This window comes from Haloferula chungangensis (genome assembly GCF_042664875.1).
In the GTDB taxonomy this organism is placed as follows: domain Bacteria; phylum Verrucomicrobiota; class Verrucomicrobiia; order Verrucomicrobiales; family Akkermansiaceae; genus Haloferula; species Haloferula chungangensis.
Window position 1 is genome coordinate 285,196 of sequence record NZ_JBHTBS010000003.1, and the last position, 11,798, is coordinate 296,993.

Sequence of the window (11,798 nt, forward strand, 5' to 3'; positions counted from 1 at the left end):
ACTCAGTTCCCGGGAACATCGACCACACGCGAGTAGTGGTAGGACTGACGGGCGTAATCCTTTTCGGTCAATCCGTCCGCTGCATTGCGGCGGATCATACCGGCATCGGAAAGCACCGAGACACTCAGTTCAACGCCGCTCAGTCGACCAGCGGCGATCTCATCCGCGGTAAAGGTGCCCAGCTCGGCACCTTGAACGTCGATTCCATTGCCCTTCAGCCTGAACTCTCCGCTCCCTGAAGAACTCTCCAGGACCACACGGGCGGTTTCGACGCGTGCTGAATCACTACCCACTCCCTCTCTCGTCACTTCGACGAGGAAGGTGGCCGTGACCTGGTGCACGTTTTCACAAATGAAGTTTTCCTCCTGGTCCACTTCGCTCTCAAATGACGAGAACGCGGTGTCAAGATCCTCCTCGCCCAACAACTTCTCGAAGGTCTCATCGGGATTGATCAGCTTCCGGTAGAAAACGTAGGTCGAAGTATCGTTATCGCCGCTTCCTCCTTCAATGGGGTCCTGAAAGCGCATGCGATAAGCGACACAGGAAACATCTCCTCCGGCATCCGCTGATTGGCCGATTTGTCCATTGTAGCGATCGGTTGCCGCGGTAAAGAAGGTAAAGGCAGCCACGTTGGCATTACTACTCCCTCTAACAACCTTCGGAAGATCCGCATCGGCATCCATGGCCACGTAGAGCCATTCCATGTTGTCACCTCGACGGGAGACAAGCGACTCGAAGTCCTTGGCCATCGTATCAATCAGCACTTTCGCCTGACGCGAAGCGCGCAACTGGGAACGGCTGCGAGTCCAGGTATCCGTGGCAACTCCGGTGATCGTGACGAGCACGGTGATGATCACAGCGGTAATCCCCATCGACACCATCAACTCAATGAGGGTGAAGCCGGACTTCCGGGTTTTTGGTGGGCAGGTTTTCATGGAGAGTTTTTTTGGAAAGGGATCAACGACGGACCGCCAGGTTACGGGTGAAGACCGGCTGGTTTAGTTTGGTCAGATTGAATTGCGATCCTGTAATGTAGCCGTGGGCAGAATTGGGGAGCAGATGAAACTCCGCGGCAAAGGCAATCACCGCTTCAGGGTAGGTTTCGGCGGAAGTCCCTCCGGCACCACCTGTCGGTGAGGTGATCTTCCCTTCGGCTCCTCTTTCCAACTCCCCATTGCTGTTAAAGACCAGCTGAACCAACTTGGCGGCATAGACCCGACCTTCAAGGGCCTGCAGATCACTTTTCAGCTCGGGATCACTCTTCTGGCGGACCATCGGTTGGACGATGAAGTCCTCACCAGCGACGCCGCCAGCAGAAGTGTAGGGCTCCGGTGTACCATCGGAACGCAGCGAACCATCAATCACCGAGCGGTATTGATAGACGAGTAGAGCGGTGTTGTTGGTCGTCGATCCCTTGATCCAATCGTAGGCCTTTTCGAATCCGGTATTCTGCGTGGGATTGTCCCCTCGCAGCAAGACCAGCTCTTTTTGCAGAGCAAAGGCCAGGCGGTCTGCCTCCTGAATACTCACTGCTTTACGAATGCCGGCGGTTGCGGGAGCGAAGACAGCGAGGAATCCAGTGAGGAGCAACGCCAGCACGCCAATGGCAATGACGGTCTCCATCAGGGTGAATCCCCTGCGGGTTCGGGAAATGAGTGGACTTTTCATGAGTCAGAAATTTGTAGGTGAATCAGCACCGATGATTTGTGTGGGATTGCGGAAAACCGAGGTCGCTCCATTGCGCCAGATCACAAAACCGCCGAAGTCCCGGCGACCATCGCTCGTGGTTCTGGGGGTATCTTCACCTCTTCCTCGGGCACCACCTGCGATGACAAAACTTGGCGCATCATACTCGTCACCATTCAATCCCGTGGTGCAGATCCCCTCGGCATTGAATTCGTAGTAAAGGTAGCCTGTCTTCTTCGAATTGTACATCCCGGACACGCCCGAGAGCGTCATGGTATCCAGACTGCCGGACTGGGCCTTGTGGTTCTTTTTGCTGAATTCACGGCTGAAGTAGGTCTTCGGCGGGAAAATGTAGGCCTTTCCGGAAAGCACCCACGAATTTGGAATGGGCTCACCATTGTCGTCGGTTGCCTGATAAATCACAAACATTCGGCGCAGGTAGTTCCCTTCCGAACTCGGGTCATCAACGTCGATCAAGACTCGTGACAAGGTCCCTTTTCCCACTGCCACTGAGCGAGCTTCGTCAAATATCGCCTCAGCGGAGGGCAATGCGGTACTCACTCCTTTTCCGCCAGCGTTGCGGAATCCCGCCGCACCGATGGTGAGCAGGACGGTAATAATGAGGATGACGACGAGCAGTTCCACCAAGGTGAAACCTGCTCTGGAGCGTTCAGAAGGTCTTTTCATCGGGAATTCAGGTTTTGAAAACTAGTGCCCCCAACTTGATGAGTTGGCAAGCAAGAATGTGATTACATCGCAATTACGCGACACCAGGTTATTTTTCGTAGCGGCCGGAGTTTGGGCCGTTCATCCATGCCCAGGCGCCCCTGACCATCTCACGAACGTCCTTGCGACTAGCCTCCCAACCGAGGAGCTCCTTTGCAAGCCTTGGATCCGCAAGAAGTTGCGGAGGATCACCTTCGCGTCGAGGCCCAAATTTGACAGGCACTTTCCTGCCCGTCACTTCCTCGGCAGCATCGATGATCTCTTTCACCGAAACTCCGACTCCCGTTCCAAGATTGCAGCGAATCGAATCACCATTCGCCGCGAGGAAATCGAGGGCTTTCGCATGAGCATCAGCCAGATCCTCGACGTGGATGTAGTCGCGAATGCAGGTTCCGTCCGGAGTCGGATAATCGGTTCCAAACACGTCCAGGTGGGAAATCTCGCCTGTCAGCGCCATCAAGACCCGCGGAATCAAATGGGTTTCCGGATCGTGATCCTCTCCAATTTTTCCATCTGCTGACGAGCCACTCGCGTTAAAATAGCGCAGACAAGCGCTTTTCAAGCCCCACGCCGTTTCGCAATCCCTCAGAATCCACTCCAGCATCAATTTACTGCGACCATAGGGATTGATCGGATCCTGCTTGTTGGTCTCAACAATCGGAACCGCATCCGGGACGCCGTAAGTCGCACAGGTCGAGGAAAATACGAAAACCTTACAGTCCTTGGCTTGCATCGTCTCGAGCAATGTCAGGGGCTCCGCGGTGTTGTTGCGGTAGTATTTCAGAGGGTCCGTCACCGACTCACCCACATAGGCAAAGGCTGCGAAGTGAACCACCGCACCAAATTGGTGCTGATCAAAAAGCTTCTCCAGCAGCGCGCGGTCACCCACGTCACCGATGACCAGCTCGACGCCTTCGTCGATGATCGCGTCGCGATGCCCATAGGCGAGATTGTCCAGAACGACCACTTTGCGGTTCTGGGAGGCCAAAAGCCTGACGGTGTGGGAGCCGATATATCCGGCTCCGCCTGTAACGAGAATGGGGTTGCTCATAAAATGCCGCTGGGGGTGCCCCAAAAAAGAGACCTCAGCCCGTACTGTCAATCCAAGCCCTAGACACATGCCGGAATCCCATGAATAGATTCCGCTGGGAGCCGTCATACTCCCCACAATGAAAACAACTCTCTTGATCAAGTCCGCAGTCATCGCGGCTGCCGCAGCGGCTTTCAGCTCCTGCTACTACGGCTCATCGTATGGCAGCTACAGCTCTGGATATGGAACATACGGAACTACGGCCGTCAGTGCGTCCTTCGTCTCCACGAGCAGTGACTACTGGTACTATGACCCGGTAGTGCGCTGCTATTACGACCGCCGACGGAGCTGCTACTATGATCCCTACCTTTACGGATACTACCCCCGCGGCTACAAACCCCGCCCAATCGCCAACTGCCCTCATCCGTATGGCTGGGGAGGCCGGGGACACGCGCCTGTTCCGCGCAGCGTCAACGGAAGGACCCTGAACCAGCACCAGGACCGCGTCGCCCAACTTCGGGCTCGCAACTACTCATGGGCCAATCAGGCTCACGTCAGAAACGACGGGAATGCCATCCGCCCCTCACAAAACCATGCGAGCAACGGTGGCAATTTCCGCAGGGATCAGGATCGCAGCCAGCCAAACTTTCAAAGGCAGGGCCAGCAGCCTGGCCCGTACTCACGCGGAAACTCGACCCGGGGGACGTCAGGAAACCAAACTCATGGCCAACCAAGCAGCCGACAAGCTGATCGCCATGTTTCACGTGAGCCAATCAACGCTCGACCACGGCCATCGAATCAACCCGCTGCAGGACCTCAACGCGAGCGTCAGGCCCAACCAGCACCCACCCCACAGCGACAAAGGGCAAATGGCGTCCACATTCCCGTCGCAGAAGCCAGACGTCAGGAGAACGTGAGAGCCGTCCAAGAGGCCCAGCGCCAGCGTTTGCAAGAAATTCAGAAGCGCCGGAATGTGAACTAAGGCCTCGATCGCCGGTTCAGACTTCGAGCGGGTCCGCCAGCAGCTTCGCGGCGGGCCCGTTCTTTTTGCAGCTTTGCCAACGTCACCCGTGGCCGAAGTGCCCACCGTGCCATCGCCCAGCCCAGCAGGCCGCCTCCGAAGTGACAGGCGTGAGAAACATCCGCGCCTCTCCCTTGCCCCAGCGCGGGTTGGATCACGGCGAGGAGGCCCGACGCAAGCATCACCCCGATCCCGAGATTTTTTCCTGAAATCGGCAGGGGCCACATTCGGGATCCTGGCGATACCCCCGTCAACCAGAGCAGAGCAGCAGCCACTCCCCCGGATATCCCCACCAAGGGAACCAGCACTTCACCCCCACTCATCATCAGGTGAAACAGCCCCCCCATCAACCATCCCGCGATCAGGAGAACCAGCAGAAGTCGCGCTCCTCCGATGCGTTCAATCCGTGGGCCAATCGCCAGCAAACCAAAGGCATTCATCATCAGGTGGACCCAGTTTCCGTGAATCAATGCGTAGCTGAATGGCTGCCAGAAATCCCCATTTGAGATCCCCTGACGGCTGAGCCCGAGCTTTCCGAAAAGCTCAGGATTCCCGGCAAATCCACCGGAACTCTCAATGGCCAACTGGATAAGAAACAGCAAACCGACCAACCCGAGGGTCGCCCGTGCCGCGATGAGGTCACTGCCCATCGTGCTCCATTTGGACACAGATCCTCCGCGCATGGTCGGAGGAGTCTGCATGGGATCGCGGGGTGGTGGGAAACGGAAAATCGAGGCCTTTAATCCATCGCACGCGAACGAGGTTCGCGCTTGGCGACATCAGCAGTGCCCGGAACGGTCACAAAGGGGCCACCCTCCAGAGGAGCCACACCGGTGAAGGCCACATCAGGCATCTCACTCGGACGACCCGCCAGCGGGAAATCCTTCCTCAGCGGGTGGAAAGGATAACCTTCCCACATCAGGATACGCTTGAGATTCGGGTGATCGGTGAACGCGATGCCCATCATGTCGTAGACCTCACGCTCATGCCAATCAGCGCCAAGCCAAATGTCCGTGGCGCTCGCGACCTTCTCGTCCTCAGCCACTTTCGACTTCACACGCAGATGCTTGGAGTCATCAAGCGTCGCCAACTCATAGACCATCTCAAAACGAGGATCCTCGCCGAAATGATCCAGACTCGAAATATCGAGCAGGAAATCAAAACCGAGTTCGTTCTTCGCGTGCGCCAGCACATCGTGCAGCGACGAAAGAGAAACACAGATCGTGTGCTCGCCACGGAACTCAATGGTTCCCGTCACGGCATCACCAAACTTCGCCTTGAGGGCTTCGATATCTTGAGCAGAGGTCGACATCGTCAATTATGAGGAAAGTTCTTCGAAGAATTCCTTCTTCTGATTGGCCACGGCAGGCGTCTTATCGACTTCATCCTGCAATTTCATCAGGCCGGCGATCAAGGCTTCAGGACGGGGTGGGCAACCGGAAATGTAAACATCCACAGGGATCAATTGGTCGATTCCCTGCAGCACCGCATAGCTGCGATACATCCCACCGCTCGAAGCACACGCGCCCATCGCGATGCACCACTTTGGCTCGGGCATCTGGTCCCAGACCCGCTTCACCGCAAGAGCCATTTTATAAGTAACAGTGCCGGAAACGATCATCACGTCGGCCTGACGCGGAGAAAAGCGCATCACCTCCATCCCGAAGCGGGAAAGGTCAAAGCGCGAACAGGCCGAAGCCATCATCTCGATCGCGCAGCAGGCGAGGCCCATTGGCATCGGCCACATCGAATTCTTGCGCATCCAGTTCATCGCGGCATCCACGCGAGTGACGATCACATTGCCTTCGATCTTCGAATCGTAGGCCGCGTGGGCTGTGGAATTGTTGTCAGTGACCATGTGGAACGCCGCGAAGATGCCATCCCCGGGCCCAGCCTCAAGCCGTTTGTGAAAGTTTTCACAAGCTCCGGTCTTGGTCAGCCGGGAGAAATCTCGCCAAAACCCACACCACCCTTGCCTCAACAAGCGATTCTGAGGAAAGTCCCGCCGCCCATGAACCGCATCGATGCCGCATTTGAACGTCTCCGCTCCGAAGGGAAAAAAGCCTTTGTCGCCTACGTCGCCGCCGGAGACCCGAATTTCGACGAGTCGCTGAAGGTCATCCAGGGGCTTGCCGATGCGGGTGCCGACATCATCGAACTCGGTCTCCCCTTTTCCGATCCGCTGGCGGACGGCATCGTCAACCAGATGGCTGCCGAGCGAGCCCTCAAGTCCGGCATGAGCACCCTCCGCTCTCTCGAACTGATCCGCGCGTTCCGCAAGACCCACGACACGCCGATCGTGCTCTTCACCTACCTCAATCCGATCTTCACCTACGGCTTTGAAGAATTTCATACCGATGCTGCCGCCGCTGGAGCCGATGGCATCCTGCTCCTCGATCTGCCGCCGGATGAAGCCAAGCTCAATGCTGATCTGGCCAAGGGTGAAGGTCTCAAGCACATCCGCCTGATCGCGCCGACCACCCCCGACGCCCGCGTGCCGCTCCTCGCCGGAGATGCCGAAGGATTCATCTACGCCCTTTCTCGAACGGGAGTCACCGGAGCTCACGGTGCGCCCTCGCAAGACATCGCCGCCCAAGTCGCGCGCATCACACCACACACCAAGACACCCATTTGCGTCGGCTTCGGAATCACCACACCCGACCAAGCCAGAATGGTCGCCCAGGCAGGCGACGGCATCATTGTCGGCTCCGCCATCGTCAAGCAGATCGAACTCCATCCCGAGCGCGCCGCCGAAGCTGTGGTAGAATTCACCACCCCACTCATTCACGCGGCCAAGTCGATCTAATCGGTTTTTGGCATTGGAAAATTGATCATTGAAAAATTCCCTAACCATGCTCCTCCACTTCTACAAGATGAATGGTGCCGGCAACGACTTCGTCGTCGTCGATAACCGCGACCTTTCCCTGAATCTCAGCCAGGACCAGATCGAGCACCTGTGCGACCGCCACCGCGGCGTCGGCGCCGACGGCCTGCTCGCCGTCGAACCCGCTGAAAATGGAGCCGATTTCAAATTCCGCTACTACAATGCCGACGGCGGCGAAGCCGAAATGTGCGGCAATGGCGCGCGTTGTTTCGGACGCTTCACCGCAGCGTTGTTAGACGAACCGGCCGAAAGCGTCAGCTTCGAAACCATCGCCGGCACCCTCACCGCCGAGTTGGTCGAGGACAACATCCGCATTGCCATGTCGGAGCCCTTCGACCTGCAACTCGATACCGGTGCCACCGTTCCGGGTCTCGATGCACCGCTGCGATTCATCAATACCGGCGTCCCGCACGCGGTCGCTTTTGTCGATGACCTCCCCGCAACGGATGTCGTCAAGCACGGTGCCGCCATTCGTTTCCACGAGCACTTCGCGCCAAAAGGCACCAACGCGAACTTCGCCACGGTCCTCTCCCCTGACCACATCGCGATCCGCACCTACGAGCGCGGTGTTGAGGACGAGACCCTCGCCTGCGGCACCGGCATGGTCGCCTGCGCCCTGATGCACCACCTGCTCACCGGTGCGCCCTCACCGATCAAGGTCGATGTGAAAGGCGGCGACACTCTTGAGATCGGCTTTGAGAAGGACGGCGAGGAAGGATTCAAGAACGTCACCCTGACCGGCCCCGCCGACTTCGTCTTTGAGGGCGACATCGAAATCTAACAAGTGCCTGAACTCGTCCTCATCGGTGGCCCGAATGGAGCGGGGAAAACGACATTCGCGCGAGACTACCTTCCACGCGAATTGGAAGGAATGCGCTTCCTCAACAACGACGAAATCGCCCGGGGACTTTCCCCTTTCAACCCCGATCAAGTTAGCCGCAAAGCTGGTCGGATCCTGCTTGGAGAAATCGACGAGCTCATCGCGACAAAGACCGATTTCGCACTCGAATCGACCTTGTCGGGTCGCAGTTACTCGAAGGTATTGAAACGAGCGAAAGCAGTGGGTTACCAAATCACCTTCCATTTTCTGTGGATACCCGATGCACGGACCTCACTCGCTCGGGTCAGGCAACGGGTCAAAAAGGGCGGACATTCGGTTCCCGAAGCTGACATTCTCAGGCGCTATGACCGAATTATGACTAATTTGACCGAACTCTACCTTCCTTTGGCCGATCGGTGGATCGTTTGGGATAACCGCGACTCGCCGCCTAAACCCTTGGCTTCTCACGAAAGCCATACTATCCTTGAAGTGGCTCAAATATTAAGATGATCGCGCCCCGCCAAAGTAAATTGACTCACCTCCGCGAATCGGAACTTCCCGAATTTGCCAAAGGAGCTCTACGCGCTCATCGTCGTGCCGACAAAAAGCTGCGCGCCGAGAACAAGCGCCTCGGTCTGCCCTTGATTGTGTGGAAGGACGGCAAGCTGGTCCGCGAAAAGCTCTGAGTCTCCCGGGCACCCCAAGCTTTTTCACCAATCCCGCTCTTCCGGGTTGGACGAATGCCCGTGGCGGTACATTCTCCGCCCGCCATGACTTTCCAAGGCACATACACCGCCCTCATCACTCCTTTCCGCGACGGCCAAATCGACCGCCCTGCTTTCAAAGCACTCATCGATCGCCAGATCGAGGCAGGCATCGATGGCATCGTTCCCGTCGGCACCACCGGCGAATCGCCGACCCTGACGACCCCCGAGCACATCGAGGTGATCAAGCTTGCGATCGAATACGCTGCCGGGCGCTGCCAGGTCGTCGCCGGCACCGGCGCCAATGCCACCGCCGAGGCCATCGAGCTCACCGTCGCCGCTGAAAAAGCAGGCGCCACCGGCACCCTTCAGGTCTGCCCCTATTATAACAAGCCATCCGCCGAAGGCCTCTATCAGCACTACAAGGCCGTCGCCGAAGCCACTGCGCTCCCGGTAATGCTTTACAGTGTGCCCGGCCGTTCCGCCATCGAGATCCCGGTCGAAGTCGCCGTGCGTCTCGCCAACGACTGCCCGACCGTCGTCGCCATCAAGGAAGCCGGCGGCTCGGTCGAACGCGTCAACCAGCTCTACAGCGCCCTGCCCGACCATGTCGCCATCCTTTCCGGAGATGATCCGCTCACCCTGCCGTTCATGGCCTGCGGTGCGGTTGGTCTGGTGTCCGTGGCCTCAAACCTGATCCCCGACGTCATGGTCCGGCTCGTCCGCGCCTGCCTCAATGGCTCTTACGATGAAGCCCTCGCCATGCAGAAGCAGTACCACCCGCTCTTCCGCAAGCTGATGTCGCTCGAAGTCAATCCCGTGCCGATCAAGGAAGCCGTAGCCCTCCAAGGCCACTGCAGCAATGAATTCCGACTGCCACTCGTCGGCCTCGAGGACTCGCAACGCGATCAACTCCGGGAGCTGCTTGTCGCACACGACCTGATTGATTGATGTAGAATGATGATTTTCACCGTTTGACTTTCATCTTTTTTCACCGTATCCCCTCCTCATGCGAATCACCATCGATATTGAGGAGGAACTTCTCGAGGAGGCCATGCGCCTGACAGGTGAGAAAAAGAAGGGCCCTGCCGTTGTAAAAGCAGCTCAGGAATTCATCCGGCGTCACATGGCCAGCGAGTTTGGGCGAAAGCTGATGGAAGGCGAACTTGGAGATTACCCCCTGACCAACGACGAAATCGAAGCCTTCGACCGTTGATTCCATGGTTCTCGTCGATACCAGCGCCTGGATCGAGGCCCACCGTACCAAGGGCAGCATGGAGGCAAAACTCGCGCTCCGTGGTTTGCTTGATGCTTATGAAGCCACCCTCTGCGGACCGGTGGAAATGGAATACCTCGGAGGAGCGCGTCCCGACGAGGTTGATCGCCTCAAGCGGTGGTGCTCCGTCGTCCCCTACCTGCGCAATGACCAGAAACTCTGGCGAAAGGCCGGTGACAACTTCGCAAAGCTCCGCCAGTCAGGCTTCAGGGTTCCTTGGAACGACGTCCTTGTGGCAACTCTCGCGCTCAATGAGAATTGCCGCGTCTACTCCGTGGACAAGCACTTTCCCCTGATGGCGCGAATTCTCGGATTACGACTCTACACCCCCGGCTACGCGGGAACCTATCGACCAGAAAACGAAGAACCATGATCAACATCCTCGTCACCGGTGAATCCGGACGCATGGGCCAGGCCATCATTGCCGCCATCGAAGCCAACCCCGACGCCTCCCTCGCCTCGACCCACGATGCCGGCCAGGATCTCACCGCCGCCATCGCCAAGGCGGACACCGCCATCGATTTCACCATTCACTCCTTCACCAGGGACGTGCTCGATGCCGCTCTGAAAAGCGGCACCCGTCTCGTCATCGGCACCACCGGCCACACTGATGAAGAACGCGCCGCGATCGTCGAAGCATCGAAGTCGATCCCGATCGTCTGGGCCGCCAACTATTCCGTCGGCGTCAACACCCTTTTCTGGCTCACCCGCAAGGCCGCCCAGGTCCTCAAGCAGGAAACCTTCGACATCGAGGTGGTCGAGATGCACCACCGCCACAAGATCGATGCTCCGTCCGGCACCGCACGTCGTCTGTTAGAGATCCTCAACGAGGAAACGGGCACCACTTACGAAGATGACATCAAGCACGGTCGCTTCGGAATCACCGGCGCTCGCACGCAGCGCGAGATCGGCATGCACACCCTGCGCGGTGGCGACGTCGTCGGCGACCACACCGTGATGTTTGCCGCCGATGGCGAACGCGTCGAGCTCACCCACAAGGCGTCCTCGCGCATGACCTTCGCTTCCGGCGCGGTTCGTGCTGCCGTCTGGCTCGCCGAGAAACCTGCCGGACTCTACGACATGCAGGATGTTCTGGACCTCAAATAAGGCTCACTCATTGCCATGCTTCGCCGCGCCGGCATCGCCCTCGGTTCCAATCTCGGAAACCGCCTGCATCACCTGCAGGCAGCCCGAGACCTCCTGAAGAAACTCGCACCGAAAGGCAGCGACTTTCTTCAGTCCCCGATCTACCAGACAGCCCCCGTCAGCTGCCCCGACGGTTCTCCGGATTTCTACAACACGGTCGTCGAAATCGAATACTCGGGCTCTCCTTACGAACTCCTCGATGCCACTCAGGCCATCGAGTTTCATCTCGGCCGGAGCCAGGGATCTGAAAGAAACGCGCCCCGCATCGTCGATCTCGACATCCTCTATCTCGGTGAAGCCACCGAGTCCGAGGGTTTGCTTGAACTCCCCCACCCCCGCCTCACCTATCGGCGATTCGTGCTCCAGCCGCTCGCCGATATCCGACCCGACCTGATTCTTCCGGGCGATAGCGCCACCATCGCCGAGCATCTCTCCCACCTCGATTCAGACGAGCCGCCCCTTTCGCTCGTTCAGAGCGCTTGGTGACCGAGCGACTTGTAAGTTG

General features: G+C 58.0%; 17 protein-coding genes. 10 read left to right on the forward strand and 7 right to left on the reverse strand.

Annotated features, from left to right (window positions below):
• Nucleotides 1-2: 2 nt before the first annotated feature.
• From ACFQY0_RS07760 to galE, 4 genes are all read right to left on the reverse strand, one after another.
• Complete coding sequence (locus tag ACFQY0_RS07760) at nt 3-935, reverse strand: PulJ/GspJ family protein (RefSeq protein ID WP_379711027.1); 933 nt, start codon at nt 933-935, stop codon at nt 3-5.
• Nucleotides 936-957: 22 nt separating this feature from the next.
• A complete protein-coding gene (locus tag ACFQY0_RS07765) occupies nt 958-1,668 on the reverse strand; it encodes a type IV pilus modification PilV family protein (protein ID WP_379711029.1) in 711 nt (236 codons plus the stop codon).
• 3 nt (nt 1,669-1,671) lie between these two features.
• Nucleotides 1,672-2,373 (reverse strand): Tfp pilus assembly protein FimT/FimU, encoded by a 702-nt coding sequence (locus ACFQY0_RS07770; RefSeq protein WP_379711031.1) that lies wholly within the window; start codon nt 2,371-2,373, stop codon nt 1,672-1,674.
• A gap of 88 nt (nt 2,374-2,461) precedes the next feature.
• Nucleotides 2,462-3,463 (reverse strand): UDP-glucose 4-epimerase GalE, encoded by a 1,002-nt coding sequence (gene galE / locus ACFQY0_RS07775; RefSeq protein WP_379711033.1) that lies wholly within the window; start codon nt 3,461-3,463, stop codon nt 2,462-2,464.
• Between the two features lie 118 nt (nt 3,464-3,581).
• Here galE and ACFQY0_RS07780 point away from each other — a divergent pair, with 118 nt between their 5' ends.
• A complete protein-coding gene (locus tag ACFQY0_RS07780) occupies nt 3,582-4,424 on the forward strand; it encodes a hypothetical protein (protein ID WP_379711035.1) in 843 nt (280 codons plus the stop codon).
• On the opposite strand, the gene ACFQY0_RS07785 is transcribed toward ACFQY0_RS07780, so the two are convergent.
• The 3 genes from ACFQY0_RS07785 to nuoB are packed head-to-tail and all read right to left on the reverse strand — an operon-like array spanning nt 4,421 to nt 6,321.
• The gene (locus ACFQY0_RS07785; protein ID WP_379711037.1) at nt 4,421-5,146 is read right to left on the reverse strand and encodes a rhomboid family intramembrane serine protease; all 726 of its coding nucleotides are present in this window, start codon (nt 5,144-5,146) and stop codon (nt 4,421-4,423) included. The two genes, ACFQY0_RS07780 and ACFQY0_RS07785, sit on opposite strands and share 4 nt — an antisense overlap.
• 56 nt (nt 5,147-5,202) lie before the next feature.
• The gene (locus ACFQY0_RS07790) at nt 5,203-5,775 is read right to left on the reverse strand and encodes an NADH-quinone oxidoreductase subunit C (RefSeq protein WP_379711039.1); all 573 of its coding nucleotides are present in this window, start codon (nt 5,773-5,775) and stop codon (nt 5,203-5,205) included.
• Between the two features lie 6 nt (nt 5,776-5,781).
• On the reverse strand, nt 5,782-6,321 hold the full coding sequence (gene nuoB / locus ACFQY0_RS07795; protein ID WP_379711041.1) for an NADH-quinone oxidoreductase subunit NuoB: 540 nt from the start codon (nt 6,319-6,321) through the stop codon (nt 5,782-5,784).
• A gap of 153 nt (nt 6,322-6,474) precedes the next feature.
• Here nuoB and trpA point away from each other — a divergent pair, with 153 nt between their 5' ends.
• From trpA to folK, 9 genes are all read left to right on the forward strand, one after another.
• Entirely contained in the window at nt 6,475-7,269 is a 795-nt protein-coding gene (trpA, locus tag ACFQY0_RS07800; RefSeq protein ID WP_379711043.1) for a tryptophan synthase subunit alpha, read from the forward strand.
• Nucleotides 7,270-7,315: 46 nt separating this feature from the next.
• A complete protein-coding gene (dapF, locus tag ACFQY0_RS07805; protein ID WP_379711045.1) occupies nt 7,316-8,128 on the forward strand; it encodes a diaminopimelate epimerase in 813 nt (270 codons plus the stop codon).
• A 3-nt stretch (nt 8,129-8,131) separates the two neighbouring features.
• On the forward strand, nt 8,132-8,677 hold the full coding sequence (locus ACFQY0_RS07810; RefSeq protein WP_379711047.1) for a zeta toxin family protein: 546 nt from the start codon (nt 8,132-8,134) through the stop codon (nt 8,675-8,677).
• Entirely contained in the window at nt 8,674-8,853 is a 180-nt protein-coding gene (locus ACFQY0_RS07815) for a hypothetical protein (protein ID WP_379711049.1), read from the forward strand. The genes ACFQY0_RS07810 and ACFQY0_RS07815 overlap by 4 nt, the downstream gene beginning before the upstream one ends.
• A gap of 84 nt (nt 8,854-8,937) precedes the next feature.
• Nucleotides 8,938-9,822 carry a 4-hydroxy-tetrahydrodipicolinate synthase gene (dapA, locus tag ACFQY0_RS07820; protein ID WP_379711051.1) on the forward strand — a complete coding sequence of 295 codons (885 nt, stop codon included), beginning with the start codon at nt 8,938-8,940 and terminating at the stop codon, nt 9,820-9,822.
• Between the two features lie 58 nt (nt 9,823-9,880).
• Entirely contained in the window at nt 9,881-10,087 is a 207-nt protein-coding gene (locus ACFQY0_RS07825) for a type II toxin-antitoxin system VapB family antitoxin (protein ID WP_379711053.1), read from the forward strand.
• 4 nt (nt 10,088-10,091) lie between these two features.
• A complete protein-coding gene (locus ACFQY0_RS07830) occupies nt 10,092-10,520 on the forward strand; it encodes a PIN domain-containing protein (protein ID WP_379711055.1) in 429 nt (142 codons plus the stop codon).
• Nucleotides 10,517-11,254 carry a 4-hydroxy-tetrahydrodipicolinate reductase gene (gene dapB / locus ACFQY0_RS07835; RefSeq protein WP_379711057.1) on the forward strand — a complete coding sequence of 246 codons (738 nt, stop codon included), beginning with the start codon at nt 10,517-10,519 and terminating at the stop codon, nt 11,252-11,254. Before ACFQY0_RS07830 ends, dapB begins: the two co-directional genes overlap by 4 nt.
• 15 nt (nt 11,255-11,269) lie before the next feature.
• Nucleotides 11,270-11,779: a 2-amino-4-hydroxy-6-hydroxymethyldihydropteridine diphosphokinase gene (gene folK, locus ACFQY0_RS07840; protein WP_379711059.1), complete on the forward strand. Its 510-nt coding sequence runs from the start codon at nt 11,270-11,272 to the stop codon at nt 11,777-11,779.
• Nucleotides 11,780-11,798 lie beyond the last annotated feature (19 nt).